The 18,453-nt window shown below is 64.8% G+C and carries 17 protein-coding genes and 1 tRNA gene; 6 read left to right on the forward strand and 12 right to left on the reverse strand.

What is annotated here, in order from left to right; translation table 11 throughout:
• Positions 1-50: 50 nt before the first annotated feature.
• Entirely contained in the window at positions 51-665 is a 615-nt protein-coding gene (locus M0R88_RS06725) for an IMP cyclohydrolase (RefSeq protein ID WP_248656179.1), read from the reverse strand.
• Between the two features lie 184 nt (positions 666-849).
• On the opposite strand from M0R88_RS06725, the gene M0R88_RS06730 reads away from it, so the two are divergent.
• The 3 genes from M0R88_RS06730 to M0R88_RS06735 all read left to right on the forward strand — a co-directional run bounded on the left by M0R88_RS06730 (position 850) and on the right by M0R88_RS06735 (position 2,460).
• Positions 850-922 (forward strand) — tRNA-Gln (locus M0R88_RS06730).
• 207 nt (positions 923-1,129) lie between these two features.
• Positions 1,130-1,255, forward strand: a complete 126-nt coding sequence (locus tag M0R88_RS18650; protein ID WP_256468584.1) for a hypothetical protein — start codon at positions 1,130-1,132, stop codon at positions 1,253-1,255.
• An 89-nt stretch (positions 1,256-1,344) separates the two neighbouring features.
• Complete coding sequence (locus tag M0R88_RS06735; protein ID WP_248656180.1) at positions 1,345-2,460, forward strand: sensor histidine kinase; 1,116 nt, start codon at positions 1,345-1,347, stop codon at positions 2,458-2,460.
• 509 nt (positions 2,461-2,969) lie between these two features.
• Here M0R88_RS06735 and M0R88_RS06740 read toward each other — a convergent pair.
• The 3 genes from M0R88_RS06740 to M0R88_RS06750 form a co-directional block, all read right to left on the reverse strand.
• Entirely contained in the window at positions 2,970-3,350 is a 381-nt protein-coding gene (locus tag M0R88_RS06740) for a DUF5789 family protein (protein ID WP_248656181.1), read from the reverse strand.
• Between the two features lie 70 nt (positions 3,351-3,420).
• Positions 3,421-3,960 carry a KEOPS complex subunit Cgi121 gene (cgi121, locus tag M0R88_RS06745; protein WP_248656182.1) on the reverse strand — a complete coding sequence of 180 codons (540 nt, stop codon included), beginning with the start codon at positions 3,958-3,960 and terminating at the stop codon, positions 3,421-3,423.
• A 58-nt stretch (positions 3,961-4,018) separates the two neighbouring features.
• Positions 4,019-6,274: an ATP-dependent DNA helicase gene (locus tag M0R88_RS06750; RefSeq protein WP_248656183.1), complete on the reverse strand. Its 2,256-nt coding sequence runs from the start codon at positions 6,272-6,274 to the stop codon at positions 4,019-4,021.
• 196 nt (positions 6,275-6,470) lie between these two features.
• On the opposite strand from M0R88_RS06750, the gene M0R88_RS06755 reads away from it, so the two are divergent.
• A complete protein-coding gene (locus M0R88_RS06755; protein WP_248656184.1) occupies positions 6,471-6,713 on the forward strand; it encodes a ferredoxin in 243 nt (80 codons plus the stop codon).
• A gap of 589 nt (positions 6,714-7,302) precedes the next feature.
• Here the strand turns inward: M0R88_RS06755 and M0R88_RS06760 are convergent.
• The 6 genes from M0R88_RS06760 to M0R88_RS06780 form a co-directional block, all read right to left on the reverse strand.
• Positions 7,303-8,103, reverse strand: coding sequence for a DUF7089 family protein (locus tag M0R88_RS06760; RefSeq protein WP_248656185.1), 801 nt, complete (start codon positions 8,101-8,103; stop codon positions 7,303-7,305).
• A complete protein-coding gene (locus M0R88_RS18810; protein WP_438267200.1) occupies positions 8,103-8,195 on the reverse strand; it encodes a hypothetical protein in 93 nt (30 codons plus the stop codon). The genes M0R88_RS06760 and M0R88_RS18810 overlap by 1 nt, the downstream gene beginning before the upstream one ends.
• Before the next feature lie 50 nt (positions 8,196-8,245).
• On the reverse strand, positions 8,246-9,724 hold the full coding sequence (locus M0R88_RS06765; protein WP_248656186.1) for an MATE family efflux transporter: 1,479 nt from the start codon (positions 9,722-9,724) through the stop codon (positions 8,246-8,248).
• A gap of 179 nt (positions 9,725-9,903) precedes the next feature.
• Positions 9,904-10,692 (reverse strand): OapC/ArvC family zinc-ribbon domain-containing protein, encoded by a 789-nt coding sequence (locus M0R88_RS06770; protein ID WP_248656187.1) that lies wholly within the window; start codon positions 10,690-10,692, stop codon positions 9,904-9,906.
• A 13-nt stretch (positions 10,693-10,705) separates the two neighbouring features.
• Positions 10,706-11,095, reverse strand: coding sequence for a DUF2073 domain-containing protein (locus tag M0R88_RS06775; protein ID WP_115798281.1), 390 nt, complete (start codon positions 11,093-11,095; stop codon positions 10,706-10,708).
• 4 nt (positions 11,096-11,099) lie between these two features.
• A complete protein-coding gene (locus M0R88_RS06780) occupies positions 11,100-11,741 on the reverse strand; it encodes an Era-like GTP-binding protein (RefSeq protein ID WP_248656188.1) in 642 nt (213 codons plus the stop codon).
• A gap of 1,663 nt (positions 11,742-13,404) precedes the next feature.
• Between M0R88_RS06780 and M0R88_RS06785 the strand changes: the two genes are divergently transcribed.
• Positions 13,405-14,895 (forward strand): Cdc6/Cdc18 family protein, encoded by a 1,491-nt coding sequence (locus tag M0R88_RS06785; RefSeq protein ID WP_248656189.1) that lies wholly within the window; start codon positions 13,405-13,407, stop codon positions 14,893-14,895.
• Positions 14,896-14,964: 69 nt separating this feature from the next.
• Here the strand turns inward: M0R88_RS06785 and M0R88_RS06790 are convergent, their stop codons facing one another.
• Positions 14,965-15,756, reverse strand: coding sequence for a S24/S26 family peptidase (locus M0R88_RS06790; RefSeq protein ID WP_248656190.1), 792 nt, complete (start codon positions 15,754-15,756; stop codon positions 14,965-14,967).
• A 222-nt stretch (positions 15,757-15,978) separates the two neighbouring features.
• Here M0R88_RS06790 and M0R88_RS06795 point away from each other — a divergent pair, with 222 nt between their 5' ends.
• The gene (locus M0R88_RS06795) at positions 15,979-17,676 is read left to right on the forward strand and encodes a DNA-directed DNA polymerase II small subunit (protein ID WP_248656191.1); all 1,698 of its coding nucleotides are present in this window, start codon (positions 15,979-15,981) and stop codon (positions 17,674-17,676) included.
• A 107-nt stretch (positions 17,677-17,783) separates the two neighbouring features.
• Here the strand turns inward: M0R88_RS06795 and M0R88_RS06800 are convergent, their stop codons facing one another.
• Positions 17,784-18,335 carry a hypothetical protein gene (locus tag M0R88_RS06800; RefSeq protein WP_248656769.1) on the reverse strand — a complete coding sequence of 184 codons (552 nt, stop codon included), beginning with the start codon at positions 18,333-18,335 and terminating at the stop codon, positions 17,784-17,786.
• Positions 18,336-18,453: the final 118 nt, after the last annotated feature.

An 18,453-nucleotide genomic window follows, 5' to 3' on the forward strand; every position in this document is an offset into this window, starting at 1 on the left:
CCCGGTCGCGCTCCCGCCGACGAACTCCGACTCGGTATCGACTGGGAGAGTTACTCCCCGTTCTCGACGGCGAACTCGAACCCGCCGTCGGTGCGCGCGACCCCGGCCGCACAGACGGCGTGCTCGAAGTCGAGGTCGTAGGCCTCGCTCGCGGCCTCGCCCGCCGTGTCTGCCCCGAAGTCGAACGCCTCGGGCGCGTCCTTCTCGTAGGTCGCCACGAGGGTCGGTTCGGACACCTCGCGGACGACGAGCGCGTCCTTTCGGACGGTGCCGACGAAGGCCGACTCGTCGGTCAGGACGCCCGCGATTCGGGGCGTGTCGTAGTCGTCCTTCTCGTAGTCGAGCGCGAGCAGGCTCTCGGCCAGCGCGTCGCGCGCGGGGTAGCCCAGTTCCATCTTCTCGGTGACGGGGTCTACGTGCGAGCCGTTGCCGACGACCGCCGCGTCCGCGGCGGTCGGACCGCTCGCGGAATCCGCCGACTCGGTGCCGACCGTCCGCGCGCAGTTGTACGAGATGTAGGGGTTGTCCGTCTCGGGTGCGTCTTCGGTCGGCCCGACGGTCAGCGCGGCGTCGCGCTCGATTATCTGCCGGTTCGGGAACGACCGCGACGAGACGCGGTAGGCCGCTATCTCCGGGCCGACGACGACGAATCGTCCGACGTACATACACGAACGTGCGTACTTGTTGGGCAAGTACGTGTTGGTTTATGCACGGGCGACGAACTCGGACGGCGAGTCCGCGAGTAAATCCGGCGTGGCAGGAGAATCGACTGCGAGGAGTGCGAAGCGTTATCAAATCCGGACGAACGCGCAACGCTTACATTCCCCCGGCGAGTACCGTGGAATGCGCAGTCCCATGGGGTAGTGGCCAATCCTGAAGCCTTCTGGGGGCTTCGACCCAGGTTCGAATCCTGGTGGGACTATCCGGCCGTTTCATTTCGTCTACTGACCGAATTCGAGTCTCGACTCTCCAACGATTGAATTGTCGTTATCGTACGTAAAAGCTAGCGACCGAAACGGGAGCCAGACGGACTCGAAAGACGGTCGGTCCACAGCAATGCTTATGTAGCCTGCATCGTCAGCTACGCTGATTACACGTGAAAGAAAGATCAGTGCGACGACCGAAGTCAGTGTACGACAGTGCAGACGAAGCGTGGGGCGATATCGTGAGCAAGACGCCGAAGTTCGAACACGCGAAGCGGACGGCCCGTCGCCTTCCCGACCACTGGTGTTGGCGGGTGCGGTACGACGAGTAACGCCGACTCTCACGGTTCGATTGGAATCGGGCTCCACCGGCTTCCGTCTTTCAATTGAAACTAAATAACGTTCGTGCGTCGATTCGTCCATGAGACGAGGAGTGGCCCACATCGTAACGAAGAGTGCCCCGTGGGTCCTGGCGTTCGCCGGAACGACGTACGTCGGCCTCGCCGTCGGACTCGCCGTCCTCGTCGTCGTCGGTAACGGAGGCGGTGTGGTTGGCATTCTCGACTTCATCATCGTCGGCGGTCCCGGTCTCGTCCTGCTCTACGGCGGGTATCGACTCCCCAGGTCCGACATCGACCCCGACGCCTACTCTCGCGTCGTCGCGTGGTGTCTCGCCGGTTTCGCGATAATTCTGGGGTTTCTGGGGCTGCTCGACCTCGAACCGCTGAACCCGTTTCGCATCACGGTGTGGTCGGCGACGTTCTCGACGGCCATCGGAACCGCGAGCGGGTTCCTCGTCGGCATGTACGACGCGCGAGCGACGACGCAAGCCCGGCAGTTGCAGGAACAGCACAGGCAGTTACGGGAGCAACGAGAGAAGTTAGAGCGACGGCAACAACAACTCCAGCGACAGAACCGGCGTTTGGACAGTTTTGCGAGTCTCCTCGCCCACGAACTCCGTAATCCACTAAGCATCGCCCAGATATACCACGAACAGGCAGCAGACGGCGACCCGGACGCCGCCGAAGAGGTCGAGTCGGCGCTCGACCGCATCGAGGAGATGGTCGAAGTGATACTGTTCATCGCCCGCGGCCAGAGCGAGCAGATCGACCAGGAGGCGGTCGAACTCGGAGCGGTGGCCGAGGAAGTGTGGGACGACATCGATAGCTCCCGCACGAGTTTGGTCGTCGAGTCCGACCAGACGTTGCTCTCGGACGCGATTCACCTCCGGCATCTCCTCGAAAACCTCTTCGAGAACGCCGTCAAACACGCCGAGGAGGACGTCACGATTCGAGTCGGACGACTCCCCTCGGGGTTCTACGTCGCCGACGACGGGCCGGGCATCCCCGAGGACGAGCGCGAGGCCGTCTTCGAAGCCGGATACACCACCGACGGCACCGGGTTCGGACTGCTGTTCGTCGCCGAATTGGCCGAGGCCTACGGCTGGGACTACGCGATAACTACGGGGACGGACGGCGGCGCGCGCTTCGAGTTCACGAACGTCGCTCTCGGCGACGTAGCCGAGCAGCGGCAGTGACGGCGCTCGAAAGCAAAGAATGTGGTGAGTCGTGTCGATTCGAGGCAGGTCAGTCCTCGGGACCGTACGCCGAGACTTCGTATTCGGAGCAACCGCACTCCGGGCAGTCGTCCCGAACGGGCCGGATACCGTCGTCGGTTTCCCTGCCGACGCGCGACTCTCCGCAATCTACGCATTCCAACCGATAGACCACCACGACTCTGGGGACGCACTCCGGCGAGTAAATCCCCGAGACAGTTGCAACCGTTTCACGCCGGTTCGACCGATTCTCTGCAGATGAACCGTCACCGTCGAGCGGTCGATTTCGCCGGTCGTCGCCCGCGAGAGACCCGCCGAACCGAACGTCGAGAAGAGACCGGAAGAACGAAGTTCCGAGGTCGGATACCGTGGAAGGCGACACCCGAACCGAATCCCCGTGTTTTAAATCGATTCGCCGACCCGACAGCCGTCTTCGCATTTAACCCCTTCGTTTCAACTGGAGCGTCCGGCGCGGGCCGGGCACGGACCCGTCAGTTCGAGTTGACGTTCGACTCGTCGTCGGTCACGTTCGCGTCGAGTTCGCCGACGGCGCGCTCGTCGTTGTACTCTTCGGGACCGGCCGCTTCGCCGGTTATCTCGTCGTAGATCGCCTCGCGGGCCTCGTCGGCGGACTCGAATCGCTCGTCCACGAGTCGGTCGAAGACGCTCCCCAGCGACTCCGTCTCGTTCTGGAGGTCGAGCGGCTGGTCGCCGTACTCGGTCGCCAACTCCTCGCTGGTCGCGGGGTACTTGTGTTCGCCGAGCATCCGCCCGGCCTCGCCGAGTATGTCCTCGACGCTCTCGGTTCGCTCGTGTTGGCGCTCGCGGGCGTGCTGTTGCTCGTCTCCGGCGTCCGGGTCGTAGTCGGCCATGTCTTCCGATACGGTCGTGAAATCCGTAACCCTGCTGGCTGATTGCTTCGCTTCGTCGCGCGGGAGGCCATCACTTCTCGACGTCCAGCAGTGCTACCCGCTCGCGGACGAGGTCCGCGAGCGTCGCGTCGGTGGCGGCGAGTTCGGTCTCGCTCACGTCGAAGAAGTCCCGGACCGCCTCGGCGTCGATTCGGTCGGCTGCGAGCGGGTCGTCGTCTGCGCCTGCGTCCGCGGAGGCGGACGCAGGCACAAGCAGGTCTCCGACCGCTTCGGCCGCGGCTCGCTCGGTCTCGTCGTCACCGTCGGGCGAGTGGACCACGACCACCGCGTCGGTCTCGCCCACGCCGACGCCCATCCGGAGCGCGCGGTCGATCTGCCTGCGGCCCGCGGCGTAGAGCAGGATTTCGACCGCGCGCTCGCGGGCGACGTTCTCGCCGCGCTCGAAGGCGCGGTCGGCGCGTTCGACCGCCGTCCGGAGGTGGTCCTCGCCGAGAACGTAGTCGGCGTCGAAGGCCTGAATCGCACAGTCGAACTCGTCGCCGATGTGCCCGATATCCCCGAGGAAGGCGTCGAGGTCCTCGATGTCGGCGCTGCCCTCGACCAGTTTCATCGGTTCGGACCTCCGCGTCGGTCGGCGGCGCTTCCGCGCCCGTCTCGTTCCCGCCGCATCATTTGAAGTCACCGAGGCTCTGCTGGCCGTCGTCTCCGGATTCCGTCCCGGTCGCCGTCGCGTCCGCGACGCTCACCTCGCCGTCGGCCTCGACGCCCTCCATGTCGGGGTCCTTCCGGCCGACGTTTTCGAGGATGGTCTCGGCGGTCTTGCGGCGGCCGCGGAGCGCGCCGAGGACGACCGACTTGTCGGCCTCCCGGAGGTCCGACCGGTTCTCGATGCCCGCGTCGTAGAGTCGCCGGGCGCGCTTGCGGCCGACGTTCCGGACGCCGGCGAGGTCGAGCAGTTCCTCGGCGACGCCGTACTCGACGCGCTTTTTCGCCTCGCGGACGGCCGGGCCGGAGTCGAGACCCAGTTCGCCCGCGAGTCGCTCCGCGGCGTTGAGCAACCACTCGGCGGTCTCGACCTTGCCGCGGATGTCGCCGGGTCCGACGCCGTACTCCTCGGCCATGTCGTCCTCGTCCCTCTCGGAGGCCCAGTCTTCGAGGAGTCGGGCGGTCTTGAGCGCCGAGAGCCAGTCCTCGAAGGCGTTGTCCTCGAACTCCGAGGGCATCGACCCGAGGAACTCCGACTCCCGCTCGTAGGCGAGTTCGGTCAACTCCTCGCGGTCGCCCGACCGCAGGTAGAGTTCGTACATGTCGGGGGTCCGTGAGACGAGGTGGTACAGCCCCATCGCGGTCGGTCGGTCGTCGGCCGACCGAAGCCCGTCGATTATCTCGGCCGCGCTCATGGGGTCGATGTAGAGTTGCGAGACGCGGTGGCCGAGTCCGGTCGCGCGCAGGTTGCCCTCGTCGCGTTCGAGGAACTCGTTGCGTTCGAGGTATTCGAGGACGTTCTGGGTGACGGTTTCGAGCCGACCGGTCTCGTCGGTTTGGGTCGCGTAGAGGGTGCGTTCGAGGAACGAGACGAGTTCGTCCTCCGAGTCGGCGAACCCCGAGGCGACGGTTGCGAGGATGTGGGTCCGGAGCGCGGGTTCGGCCGCGAGCTTCGACCGGACGGGTTCGGGGTCGGCCCAGACGTAGCGGTCGAACAGCTCGTCCAGTTCGTCGTGGCTGTTGGCGATGAGGACCGCCTCGCCGTAGGGGTCGAGTCCGGGCCGGCCTGCCCGACCGAACATCTGGTGTACCTCCAGCACGTCGAGCGGTTTCATCCCGCCCACGTCGCCGTCGTAGCGTCGCCAGTCGCGGACGATGACCCTGCGCGAGGGCGTGTTGACCCCCGCGGCGAGCGTCGGCGTCGCTGAGATGACCTTCACGAGTCGGTCCCGGAAGGCGTCCTCGACGAGTTCGCGGCTCTCGCTGGAGAGACCGGCGTGGTGGAACGCCGACCCCTTCTCGACGGCGTCGGCCAAATCGTCGCTGGTCTGGGTGTCGCTGGCGTCTCGAATCCGGTCGGCGATGTCCCGGAGTTCGGTTTGCTCTTCCGGGGTGAGGTAGTCGCGGGTCACGTCGCCGAGGCGTCGCGCGGCCGCCTCGGCGTTCCGTCGGGAGTTGACGAACACGAGCGACGAGCCGTCGTCGGTCAGGGTGTCCTCGACCAGCGCGGCGGTGGCCTTCTCGTTGCCTCGGGAAATCTGTTTCTTCGACCCGTCGTCCAAGTGGAGGGCCTGGCCGTAGAGGACGCCCTTCTGGAGGTCGATGGGTCGCCACGTCGAGTCCACGAGCGTCGCGTCGAGCCACTCCGCGATTTCGTCGGCGTTGCCGACCGTCGCGGAGAGCGCGACCGTCTGGAGGTCGTGGTTTATCTTCCGGAGTTTGGCGAGGGTGACTTCGAGGGTGGGACCGCGGTTCTTCGAGTCCACGAGGTGAACCTCGTCGGCGACCACGCAGGTCAGGTCGTCCACCCACTGCGCGCCGTTCCGAACGAGCGAGTCCACCTTCTCGCTGGTGGCGACGATGATGTCCTTCTGGGCGAGCCAGTCGCCGTCGCTGTCGTAGTTGCCCGTCGAGACGCCCACGTCCACGCCGTACTGCTCGAACTCCTCGAACTCGGCCTTCTTCTCGCTGGCCAGCGCGCGGAGCGGGACGATGTAGAGCGCCTTGCCGCCGCGGGCGACGCTCGTGAGCATCGCCAGCTCGGCGACGAGCGTCTTCCCGCTGGCGGTCGGCACGCTGGCGACCACGCTCTCGCCCTCGGCGACGCCGGCCTCGACGGCCTCGCCTTGGGGCGGGTACAGTTCTTCGATGCCCTGCTCGCGGAAGTGCTCGGGGACCCCTTCGGGGAGGTCGGGGATGTCTCCGATTTCGACGGTCACGCCGCCCACCTCCGCAGGGAGACGAAAGTAGCCATTACTCCGTCTTGGCGCGTCTTCTGGTTTAAACTGTCGGGTCGGGCGGGGCGGTCGGTGGCGGTTTCTCGGAGACGAACGCTCGCTTCGGTGGCGCGTCCTCGACCGGTCGGTATCTCCCAACTCCGGCAGGGATTAGGCGGTCCCCGTCCAACCCGGAGCCATGAGAGTCGAGTTCGACCGCGACACTTGCACGGGGATGTTCCAGTGTACCGCCGAGTGGGACGCCTTCGAGGAGAACCGCGAGGACGGGAAGGCCGACCTCCGGGACGCCGCCGAGGAGGACGAAGACGTGTTCGTCCGCGAAGTCCCGGAAGACGCCGAGTTCGACGCCAAGATGGCCGCGCGCGTCTGCCCCGTGGACGCGATTCGCGTCTACGACGACGACGGCGAGCAGATCGTGTGAGCGGCGTCGGAAGCGCTGGACTCCGCCGCGCTCGCGTCGGGTTCTCGGACGGATTACGTTCTCAAATATGGATATTTTCCGACGTATAGACGCCTCCAGACGAAATAGAGGGGTAACTACGGAACAGTAGCATCAAGCAGATAATTTCGGCGGAAAAACGAGTCGGCTCGCTTCGCAATCGCCACTCGCTCGATGGTCCTCACTCGGTCGTCGGCCCCTCGGCGGTCTCCTCGTCGTCGTCGCCGTCGGGGTAAAGCTGTTCCTCCCAGCCGTGTGCGTCGCCGCGCACGTCCCAGTGGTCACCCATGACTACTCGTTCTAGGGCTAGCTACGGAGGGTCAAAATCGTTACGGGAAACGCGATTTTCGTGTGCTAGAGCGACTCACACCGCCGTTCGTCGGCCGAGACGTACCGCCGATTCGATAGGTCTCGGCCGTCCGCATCGCCGACCTGTGTCTCCGTCCGCGTCCTCGGCCGCATCTCCACCCGTGCCTCCGCCAGCATTTCTCACCTGTGCCTTCGTCAGCATTCCTCACTCACGCCTCTGCCAGCATCTCTCACCTGCGTTTCCTGCTTGCGTCGTCCGTTTTCACTCGAAGGTCTTCTCGGCCCACTTGACCGCGTACTCCGCGCCGTGGTCTCGGTACGCCGTCGTGTCGAGCGCCGCGAACGGGGCGGGGAGTTCGAGACCGTGCTTCACCGCCGCGCAGGCGAACTCCGCGGCGTCCGCGAAGTCGGTCTCGTCGCGGGCCATCGAGGAGGGGAGCGTTTCGAGTCGAGGTTCGATGCGCTCGCCCGCGTCCTGCCACGCCGCGAAGAGTCGCGGGTGGTCGTCCCCGGACGCGCCGCCCGCCTCCGACTGCCCGCCCCACGACGCGAAGACCTCGCGGGTGTGGAGTCCGAGGTAGGCGTCGTACAGCGCCGCCGCGATCTGATAGACGCTTCCCGAGTCGAAGGGGAGCGCGGCGTCGAGTTCGACGTAGCCGTCCTCGAAGAACCCGAGGAAGTGTTCGGGGAGACCGGTGCCGATTTCGACGAGCGCCTCCGCGACGAGGAAGTCCACGAACTCGTCGGGCGACCCCTGCACGCGGGGCTTGACGAACGCGACCGGCGGGTCGGTCTGGCGCGTCCACGCGACGCTCCCGTCGCCGGGCATCCCGACCGTGAAGTCCGACGAGGCGAAGCGGGCGAGGAGTTCGGGCGCGTCCTCGGGAAGCCACTCGGCGGGGTACGCGATGGGGTCCAGCGCGTCCACGAGCAGGCCGAGGTCCTCGGCGCGCGCGGGGTCGAGCGTCTCGAAGTCCGACCCCGAGTCGAGGACCAGCGCGTCTGGCGCGTGGGCTTCGCGGACCGCCGCGACCTCGCCGGAGAGCGACCGTTCTTCGAACATCACGCCGCGAGCCAGAGGTTCGCCAACACTGCGACGGACAGTATCGCCACGATGCCGATGGTTCCGACCGTAATCTTGGTTGCCGTGCTCATGGTGGTGGCTTCGAGCGCGAGCGTTTAAAACTATCAGGAATCGAGTCGCGTCAGTCCGCGCCGGACCCCGCCCCGACGTCAGACTCGCGGGCGACGCGCTTCCACTCGCCGGTCCAGAACCGGAAGACGTTGACGCCCGCGCGGAGGTACATGTCTCCGAGAATGGAGACGTACACCGCCAGCAGGCCGAAGCCCATCCCCGGCGCGAACTGCCACCCCGCGACCTCGAAGAGGACGACACCGGGCGCGACCGCGAGGAAGGCGACGGGGAGCTTGAAGAAGTACGTCCCGACGAACGCGCCGTAGAAGGGCCAGCGCGTGTCGCCGGCCCCTCGCAAGCCGCCGCGCATGGTCCGGGAGACGCTGAACGCCGCGACGCCGAGACCGAACACGCGGACGAAGGTGACGGTTAAATCGACGTGTTCGGTGCCGAACGCGACCGCGACGGGTCGGGCCGCCGCGAACAGCACCGCGCCGATGAGCAGTTGCGTGACCAGCGCGATGCGGAGCGTCTGCCAGCCGTACGCCGTGGCCTCGTCGTCGTCGCCCGCACCGATGGACTGGCCGACCAACGTGGAGGAAGCCGTCGAGTACCCCCACGCGGGCATCAGCGCCAGCAGCATCACCCGGCGGCCGATGGCGTAGGCCGCGACGACGGGCGTGCCCAGCGTCGTGAGGACCAGCAGGAAGGGGAACCGACCGAGCGTCCGCGAGAGTCGCGTTCCGGCGAGCGGCAGCCCGACCCGGACGATTTCCCCTGCAATCGACCAATCCCACTGCTTGCCGCCGAGCGGGAGGCGGACCGAGTACCGGCCCGAGAGGAGCGCGCCCGTGAAGATGGTCGCCGCGAGGACGTTGGCGACGGCGGTACCCCACGCCGCGCCCGCGACGCCCAACTCGGGGAACGGACCCCAGCCGAAGATGAGGACCGCGTTGAGGAAGATGTTGGTCGGGAGCGTGAGCAGGCGGACGTACATCGGCGTCCGGGTGTCGCCGACCCCGGCCAGCGCGCGGGCGGCTATCATGCTCCAGAACCGGAACGACACCGAGAGCATGATGATCTTGAGGTAGATGGCCCCGAGTCGGATGGTGTCGGAGTCGTCTGTCAGCACGTCTATCATCGGTTCGGCGTAGAGCCACGTCGCCGCGGTGATGGGCACCGCGAGGGCGAGCGCGAGCCAGAGCGACTGCTTGATGGCGAAGTTGGCCTTCTCGTGTTCGTCTGCGCCCTCGAACCGCGAAACGACGCTGATGGTCCCGCTGGTCAGCGCCAGCGAGAGACCGAAGGGAATGAAGAAGTACTGGAAGCCGAGTTCGAGCGCGGCGACCGCCTCCGCGCCGAGCGCCCGCCCGACCATGAAGAAGTCCGCGACCCGGAGCAGAGTCCGCATGCCCCCCGTGACCATCACGGGAACCGCGAGGTCGAACGCCTCCTCGCCCTTCTCGCGGTCGAGCAGGCCGAGGCGAGCCAGCGCGGCCGGAAAGAGGAACGCGACGCGCTGGACTCGGCGCTTGGCGTCGTCCAACATCAGATACCGGACTTTGCGGAGCGCGAACTAAACAGTTTTGCGAAGCCGTCGGCCTTGCTGGAAGAACGAGACGGTGACAGAAGCGGCGTCCCTACGTCGTCAGTGCTCCGGCGCGACTCGGTTCGTCAGCGCCCCGGTTCGACTCGGTTCGTCAGTGCGACCCCATTCGACCCGATTCGTCAGCGTTCCGTAGCGTCCCACGCGTCGGGGACCTCGATGACGTACTTGCCGTCCTCTTGGAGCGAGATGATGTACTCCTCGCGTTCGTACAGTTCCATCAGGTTGAGTTCGTACTGGCCCGGATTGACGATGCGGATGCTCTCGAACTGACTGTTGAGTTCCTCGCGGAGTTCCTTCAGACCGGGGTTCTCGTCGTCGGGTGCGCCGACGACGTTCTCGTCGTCCGCGTCGGCCGGAGCGGGACCGACCTGCGCGGCGTCGTCCGGTGGTTCGGGGAGTTCCGAGTCGCTGACCACGTCGGAGCGCGCGCTCGCCTGCGCCGAGTCCTCGGCGCTCGGTGCGTCCGGGGCCGGAGTGTTTCGAGTGGAACCGCCGCGGTCGCGTTTGGTGGCGGAACCACCCTCGGGGGCGGAAGCGGTCTCGGTGTCGTCTCGCGTGCTCACCCAGTCGCGGACGGTCGCGGCCGCGCGGTTGACCGCGCCCGAAGCGGCACCGCCGTCCGCCGAGTCGTCGCGTCGCATCGATTCGGTCGCGCCGCGGTTCCCGTTCGCACCACTTCGACCCCCGGTTTCGGGTGCGTCGCGGGCGGACCGAGCGTTCTCCGGCGTCTTCTTCGGTTCGGTCGCCGGGGAGGCGGTCCCCGCGCCGACGCCGCCGCCAGCGTTCCCATCTGCGGCGCTCGCAGGTTTGAACTGGAACTTGTTCCCGCCACAGTCCGGACAGCCCGACAGCATCTCCTTCGAGCCGTCCTCGAACGTCCGACCGCAGTTGGTACACTGGTGTGGCATTATTGGTATGACATTATTTCCGGGAGACGAGCGCGCTGATGAGGTTCTCGTCCTTGTGGAGCGTCTCGATTTGGTTCGCCGGGCCGATGACCGTCAACTTCTGGGTCGATTCCTTGCCCATCAGTCGGTCGAGGAAGCTCTGGTCGGCGGTCTCCGAACGAGGGTACGTCTCGATTTCGATGCCGTTGAACTCGTCGGGACTTATCTCGGTCATCGTCACCTCGATAAGTTTGCTCTCCTCGTCGGGCGAGAGGCCGGTTTCGAGGATGACGATGTTGCCGTCGCGGACGCCGTCGAGTATCATCCGAATCTTCTCCATCGACGCCATCTCGGCCATCCGGTCGGCTCCGATGAGGTCGATCTGGACGCCGTCGTTCGGGCCGTTCTCTGTCACTTCCGGCATGATATCACCCGAAGTACTCCGCGATTTTGTCGTACACTTCGTCCATGTTCTCGCCTTCGAGCGCCGAGAGCGGAATCGTCTCGTGCTGCGGGAAGGCGTTGCGAATGCGCTGGACGCTCGAATCTTCGAGGTCCGTCTTGTTGGCCAGAATCAGGACCGGCAGGTCTTGGCTCTCGATGATGCCGATGAGCATCGTGTTGACCTGCGTGAAGGGGTCGGTCGTGCTGTCCAGCACGTAGATGACGCCATCCACGTCTTCGCGGAGCCAGTGCATCGCTTCGGCGACGCCTTCGGTGGCTTCGCGGGAGCGACGCACGGCGTCGTCTTTCTCCATGTCGTGGTCGAGGAACTCCTCGTAATCCACCTTGGTCGTCACGCCGGGCGTGTCCACGATGTCGATAGACACCGTCTTGCCGTCGCGCTCGATTTCGACGTTCTCCTTGCGACGTGCGCGTCGCGTCTCGTGCGGAATGTGGCTTTCTGGACCGATTGCGTCACCGGTCCAATCGCGGGCGATACGATTTGCGAGGGTCGTTTTTCCGGCGTTCGGCGGGCCGTAGATACCGATGCGCTTCGGCTCTTGGGCCGAGAAGAGCTTGTCCGTAACGCGGGAAATGCTGTCTTTCAGGTCCGTAAACAATCCCATCCTTTCCTCCTAGTCCCCACTATCGGCGTACGCAACCGTCACGGGGGCTGTTGCGCGAACAACTCTATCCCACCTACTTAAAGCTATGTCAGACACCACTCCGGAAAATACGGGTTTAGCTACCCGAAACGAACTCGGCGGGCGTTTCGAGTCAAGCAGAAAGCGATGGAAGCGAGCGGATGACGACTCGGCGAAGAAGGCCACCGTTTCGACTCGAACTCGGTCGTACGGCGTCTTCGAGGGAGTTCGGGAGAGACCAGAGAGAGGAGACGAGACTCGGAGGAACGCCGCGTGTTCCAGTTGAAACGGTGGGGTTGTGGGGAGAAAAGCCGAAGAGAGAACCTGAGAACGGCAGAACGGGAGACGCAAATTTGGACCGAGAGTAAGGAGACGACTCGAAGACGGAAGCGTGAGACGAGTGTTGGGAGACAGGAGACGGAAGATAGGTGCTGGGAGACGAGTGTTGGGAGATTGGAGACGAGAGATGAGAGACGAGAAAGGGGAAATTGGAGAAGGGAATTGGAAACGAGTGACTAGAGAGTAACTGGAGGCGGTGAGCCGGAGAAGATTATCTATGAGCGTGAACTGGAGTAGTCGAATAGAGAGATTGAGCAGAGCGGTCGGGTGAGGGGTTGGACGGAGAGGTTGAGTGGAGAAATCGAGGCGAGGCTGAGCAGAAAGGAGCAGGAGTAGTAACGAAATGGCAAAGCGGAGGCGACTCGGACGGATTCGACCCGACACATGTCGGGTCTCCCGTGGATAGTCGCCCACCCTCACCCCTTCGTTTCAAGTGGAACTGGGAGAGACGGTGGGCCGGTAGTGTGGCAGCTGGTTCATTTCCACGAACACCAAAGAGAAACGAAGAAGAATGACTAGGATAGACTAGTTTGCAGATATTGTTTTACCTTTACTGTGATAAAGGTTTCCGTCCAAAAGTCACCCCTCCCCACCCTCTCCGTTTCCTCGCTCCACCTGAAACGAAGGGGTGGGGGAGGGCCAACGTCTACTCACCCACTGAGAGTTCCACCCGAAAAGACCGACAACGATTCGGCTACGTACTACAACGACTCGACCGTGGGCTACGACGACCGTCGAGTCCTGGTTGGTCGAACTACCGAAACGAGGTAGAGAAGACCAATTAGCGCGTTCCACCCACACTCTCTGCCGTTCGACCGGAAACCAAGGGGTAGGGGAGGGACGACGCAATGCCTTTCTCTCTTGCACTCGATCGCGGTCGGTTTCGGCCTCGGCTTTCAACCAAACGCTGCTTCACCTCTCAATCGAGCTCTGCCTCGACTCTCGACTGGTTTGGCTTCGGCCTCGGTCTCTTCGACCCGGTACTCCCCCGTCACGACGTCGATTCGACCGCGGTTACACCCGAAACGAGGGGGTTCGACGGCGGGAAATCAGTGCCTGAAATCCAATGTGGGTCTCGTTTTACTCGCCGTTATCGTGCCTTTTGGACGCTCTCCTGGGCATTTCCCTGAGTTGAAACGAAAGAAGAAAGAGTTTAATACCCTGCTGGACCTTTAGTTCTCCTGCATCAACTGGACGCGCTCGCAACTTCTCGACCTCGGCATCCCGGCGCTTTCGGTCGGTTTCGCCGAAATCCGCTCTCGCGTTGCGCGTCTTCCACCTGAAACAGAGGGGTCGGCACGAACGTATGTCAGACGAAAACAGCCAACCGACGGACGACGCGGTCGATGTGAGCCCCGACCGGAGCTTCGACAACGTCGATCTCGACGACGTGGTCTTCGACGACGAGGACGACGACCAAGGGCTCTTCGACGACCTGTTGTCCGGCGAACCGATATTCGAGAACAAGGAGGTCCTCCGGCCGTCCTACACGCCGCACGAGTTACCTCACCGGAAGGACCAGATCAACAACATGGCGACGATTCTGGTCGCCGCGCTCCGCGGGGAAACGCCCTCGAACATCCTGATATACGGCAAGACCGGGACTGGCAAGACGGCGAGCGCGAAGTTCGTCAGCAAGGAACTGGAGAGTACCTCTCAGAAGTACGACGTACCCTGCAACGTCGAGTACATCAACTGCGAGGTGACCGACACCCAGTACCGCGTCCTCGCCCAACTCGCCAACAAGTTCATCGAGAGCAACCGCGAGTGGGTCTCCGACCGCGTCGAGGAACTCGACGCGCTCCGTGAGGAGGCCGCGGCCGACCCCGACCGGCTCGCCGACACCGACTTCGACTCGCCCGAGGCCGTGGACGCGCGCATCGAGGAGTTGGAGGACGACCGCGAGGAGATGGAGTCGGTCCCCATGACCGGGTGGCCGACCGACCGCGTGTACAACACGTTCTTCGAGGCCGTGGACTACGAGGAGCGCGTGGTGGTCATCATGCTCGACGAGATCGACAAGCTGGTCGAGAAGTCGGGCGACGACACTCTCTACAACCTCTCGCGGATGAACTCCGAACTGGAGAACTCCCGAGTATCCATCATCGGCATCAGCAACGACCTGAAGTTCACCGACTTTCTCGACCCGCGAGTCAAGTCCTCGCTCGGCGAAGAGGAGATCGTCTTTCCGCCGTACGACGCCAACCAGTTACGTGACATCCTCCAGCACCGCGCAGAGGTCGCGTTCAAGGCCGACGCGCTGTCGGACGACGTGATCCCGCTCTGTGCCGCCTTCGCCGCACAGGAACACGGCGACGCGCGGCGCGCGTTAGACCTCCTGCGGACCGCGGGCGAACTCGCCGAGCGCGACCAGGCCGAGGGCGTCAACGAGAAGCACGTCCGGAAGGCCCAAGAGAAGATAGAACTCGACCGCGTTGTCGAGGTCGTCCGTACCCTGCCCACCCAGTCGAAACTCGTCCTCTTCTCCATCATCTCGCTGGAGAAGAACGGCGTCCACAACGTCAACACGGGCGAGGTGTACAACATCTACAAGCGCCTCTGCGAGGAGATCGACGCCGACGTGCTGACCCAGCGCCGCGTCACCGACCTCATTAGCGAACTCGACATGCTCGGCATCGTCAACGCGGTGGTCGTCAGCAAGGGCCGCTACGGCCGGACGAAGGAGATCAGCCTCTCGGTACCCATCGACGAGACCGAGGCGGTCCTGATGTCGGACTCCCGACTCGGTGACATCGAGAGCGTCCAGCCGTTCGTGCAGGCCCGGTTCGACAACTGAGCGGTCCCGGCGACTCCTAACTCGTTTTGGTAATTCGGCGAAAAGAGCAGTTCGCAGGCTTCCCGAGAGCTACGCCGCGCCGGAGAACTGGAGGCGGACCCAGCCGAGCCACGGGATGCGGACCTCCGCGGTACCCCGAATCCAACTCGGCTTCACGGGGTCGCTTATCTCCATGCCGTTCGACTGGTCGTAGTAGGGGTTCGCGTCGCCCTTGGTGATGAACCCGGCGTTGGGCGCGGGGCAGTTGGTCAACTGTTCGCAGTTCTCGGCTTGGACGTACTTCTTGTTCGCCTCGTCGTACCAGTTTTCGCCCTTCTCGACCCAGAATCTGGCGCGATGGATTATCGGCGTCGCGTACTCGCTACCGTCGGGTTTGTAGACGATGACGTCACCGTAGCTGTTGAACGTCTTGTATCCCGCCTCCTTTCCAGCTTGGTAGCCGACGACGCCGGTGCCCTGCTGGGCGGCCGCGGGCGCGAGACGACCCTCCTCCATGATGAACACGAGGTCGCCCTTCTCCATGTGTGGCTCCATGCTACCGCTCTCGATGGCGACCATCGGCGGCCAGACGCCGCTGATGGCGAACAGCAGGAGACCGATGGCCAACACGATGCCTGCGCTACTCAACACCTCGCGGACGAACACCACCACTTCGTTGTCGCTGCTGCGGAACCGACGAACGAGCGCGAGCGGGCCGGTGCCCTTCTCGCGCTCGCCGCCGTCGAACCGGGCGTCGCGCTCGGCGCGCGAGCGGTCGGTCCCGGTCGCGGCCGCGTCGTCGGAGCGCCCGCCGGACGAGGAGCGCGGGCCGTCGGCCCGTCCCTCCTCGTCGGAAGAGGGGTCGTCTCGGGAAGAACTCATCGCACCCACCTTACCGTTCCGAGGTTGTCAATTTTCCGGGTCGGGGCCGCGGTCGAACGCGACGGCATGGCCGACGCCGGAACGAACGCCGGGAGTACAGAATCGTCGAAGATGCGACGAGCCACCGCCGACCCGACCCACCCGATTGCTCACCCTGTCGCCGGTTGCCGTACCGTGGTGCGCTCCGCTATCCTTTTGACGAACCCCCGCAATCGAGTGAACGTGCCGCTTGAGACGCCCGCTCGTATCGTCAGCGAACTCACTAGTCGCGGGTACAACGCCGACCGCGAGGCCGTGACGCTCCTCTCAGGGGCCGACGACCCGGACGCTGCGCTCGACGCGGCCGTCGAGCGCGCCCCCGACGACGCGCTGAAAATTTCTGCGGACCACGTCGAGACGGTCCTCGCAGAGTTCGAGCGGGCCGACACCTCTGTTTCGAATGGAAACGAATATGAGAATAACCCAGTGGGGGAGACGAGCCCTCCACAGGAAACGAAGGGGGTTCGCGGGAACAGGAACACCGGCGAAGTCGCGCAGGCGAGTAAAGCGACGGACGCAGGTGGAGTGACGGACGCAGGCGAAGTGACGGACGCGGGCGAATCGACGAACGCGGGCGAATCGACGAACGCGGGCGACGGCGTCGGCGAGAACGTCAGCGACGTTTCGCGGCCCGACGAGTCGATCAGAGACCCCGACTTGGACGAACGGTCGCTCGAAATCGAGGGCGACGTGACCGGTGAGAGTACCGGCACGGGCGAGTACGCCGACTTCGTGTCGGTGTTCCGCGACCGGTTCAAGCGTCTCAGCAAGCAGTTGCGCTCGCGGGTCAACGCGCGGCCGACCACCGCGGTCCAGAAGATGCCCGGCGGCGGCGAGACCGCCATCGTCGGGATGGTCAGCGACATCCGCTCGACCACGAGCGGCCACTGGCTCATCGAGTTGGAAGACACGAGCGGGACCTACCCCTGTCTCGTCATGAAGGACCGGGAGTTCGCCGACGCGGTGGACGAACTCCTCCACGACGAGGTCATCGCGGTCGAGGGCACGCTCTCGGACGACAACGACGACGGCGACGGCATCCTCTTCGTTGACTCGCTGTACTTCCCCGACGTGCCCCGGACCTACCAGCCTTCGACCGCCGACCGCCACGTACAGGCCGCGCTCATCAGCGACGTCCACGTCGGCAGCCAAGAGTTCATGGCCGACGCGTGGTCGCGGTTCGCCGACTGGCTCCACACCGAGGAGGCCGAACACGTCGAGTATCTGCTGGTCGCGGGCGACATGGTGGAGGGCGTCGGCGTCTATCCGAATCAGGACGACGAGTTGGACATCGTGGACATCTACGACCAGTACGAGCAGTTCTCGGAGTACCTGAAGGAGGTGCCCGGCGACCTCGAAATCCTGATGATTCCGGGCAACCACGACGCGGTCCGCCTCGCGGAACCGCAACCCGGTTTCGACGAGGAGCTACGGGACATCATGTCGGTCCACGACGCCCGAATCTCGGGCAATCCCTCGACCGTCACCGTCGAGGGCGTGGACATCCTGATGTACCACGGCGTCTCGCTGGACGAGGTCATCGCGGAACTCCCCGACGACAAAGCGAGCTACGACGACCCCCACAAGGCGATGTACCAACTCCTGAAGAAGCGCCACGTCGCGCCCCAGTTCGGCGGGAAGACCCGTCTCGCGCCCGAGGAGGAGGACTACCTCGTGATGGACACGGTGCCGGACGTGTTCCACACCGGCCACGTCCACAAACTCGGGTGGGGCAAGTACCACAACGTCCTCGCGGTCAACTCCGGGTGCTGGCAGGAACAGACCGCGTTCCAGAAGTCGGTGAACATCGACCCGGACGCCGGGTTCGCGCCAATTCTCGACCTCGACACGCTGGACATGACCGTCCGGCAGTTCAGTTAACCGCTCGTTTCTCGCGCCGGTTCCTGTCTCACGCTCCACCTGAAATGAAGGGGTTCGAGCGTTCGGTCTCCCTACCGACGGACGACGCCGGGCCGTCCCGCACAGATTCAGCGCCGCGCTGAGTCGGCGCGTCCCGACGGTTCGAGGCGGTATTCGAGCGTCTGACCGCCCTCGAACCGCGGGCCGGTCCCGGCCCGTTGGAACCCCGCGGCTTCGACTACCTCTTTGGTCTCGGTCTCGCCCTCGGGGACCAGCGCCTCCACGGCCATCCCCTCCTTCCGGGCGAACCGAACCGGTTCTTCGAGCAGGCGCTCGCGGGCCTCGGGCGTCCCCCGGAGGTAGGTCACGCGGACCGTGCCGGGCATCGCGTCGAACCCGACGAACCCGACGACCGCCGTGCCGTCGGAGTTCGAGTCGTCGGAGTCCGCACCGCCGGCGTTCGCGCTGGCGGAACCCCCGCCGGAACCCTCTCCGCCGGAGTCTTCCCCGTTGGAGTCCCCGCTGGCGTCGCTTCCGTTGGACGAATCGCCGTTTTCGGAGGGTCGTTCGGCGACGCGGACCGTTCGGTCGTGGACCACGTTTCGCATCACCTCGGCGGGGGCGTCGGCGAGTTCGCCGAGAACCTCCCCGTCCTCTTCGACAGCATCTCGCACGCGCATTGTTCACGTATCTGGCGTCTACGAAGTTAAATCCCTTTGGAACCCTCGGGTGGTCGTCGGCGTCGGACGACGCCGGCGACCGCACGCTTCTCCGGACGTCGCTCGACTCGGGGACGCG

The sequence above is a fragment of the Halorussus gelatinilyticus genome, assembly GCF_023238445.1.
GTDB lineage: Archaea > Halobacteriota > Halobacteria > Halobacteriales > Haladaptataceae > Halorussus > Halorussus gelatinilyticus.

Excerpts from the sequence above, each read along its gene's own strand:
- M0R88_RS06725 (WP_248656179.1), bottom strand. The coding sequence starts at position 665 with ATGTACGTCGGACGATTCGTCGTCGTCGGCCCGGAGATAGCGGCCTAC.
- M0R88_RS06785 (WP_248656189.1), top strand. The coding sequence starts at position 13,405 with ATGTCAGACGAAAACAGCCAACCGACGGACGACGCGGTCGATGTGAGC.
- M0R88_RS06775 (WP_115798281.1), bottom strand. The coding sequence starts at position 11,095 with ATGCCGGAAGTGACAGAGAACGGCCCGAACGACGGCGTCCAGATCGAC.
- M0R88_RS18810 (WP_438267200.1), bottom strand. The coding sequence starts at position 8,195 with ATGAGCACGGCAACCAAGATTACGGTCGGAACCATCGGCATCGTGGCG.
- M0R88_RS06780 (WP_248656188.1), bottom strand. The coding sequence starts at position 11,741 with ATGGGATTGTTTACGGACCTGAAAGACAGCATTTCCCGCGTTACGGAC.
- M0R88_RS06735 (WP_248656180.1), top strand. The coding sequence starts at position 1,345 with ATGAGACGAGGAGTGGCCCACATCGTAACGAAGAGTGCCCCGTGGGTC.
- M0R88_RS06740 (WP_248656181.1), bottom strand. The coding sequence starts at position 3,350 with ATGGCCGACTACGACCCGGACGCCGGAGACGAGCAACAGCACGCCCGC.
- M0R88_RS06770 (WP_248656187.1), bottom strand. The coding sequence starts at position 10,692 with ATGCCACACCAGTGTACCAACTGCGGTCGGACGTTCGAGGACGGCTCG.
- M0R88_RS06790 (WP_248656190.1), bottom strand. The coding sequence starts at position 15,756 with ATGAGTTCTTCCCGAGACGACCCCTCTTCCGACGAGGAGGGACGGGCC.
- M0R88_RS06800 (WP_248656769.1), bottom strand. The coding sequence starts at position 18,335 with ATGCGCGTGCGAGATGCTGTCGAAGAGGACGGGGAGGTTCTCGGCGAA.
- M0R88_RS06755 (WP_248656184.1), top strand. The coding sequence starts at position 6,471 with ATGAGAGTCGAGTTCGACCGCGACACTTGCACGGGGATGTTCCAGTGT.
- cgi121 (WP_248656182.1), bottom strand. The coding sequence starts at position 3,960 with ATGAAACTGGTCGAGGGCAGCGCCGACATCGAGGACCTCGACGCCTTC.
- M0R88_RS06765 (WP_248656186.1), bottom strand. The coding sequence starts at position 9,724 with ATGTTGGACGACGCCAAGCGCCGAGTCCAGCGCGTCGCGTTCCTCTTT.
- M0R88_RS06760 (WP_248656185.1), bottom strand. The coding sequence starts at position 8,103 with ATGTTCGAAGAACGGTCGCTCTCCGGCGAGGTCGCGGCGGTCCGCGAA.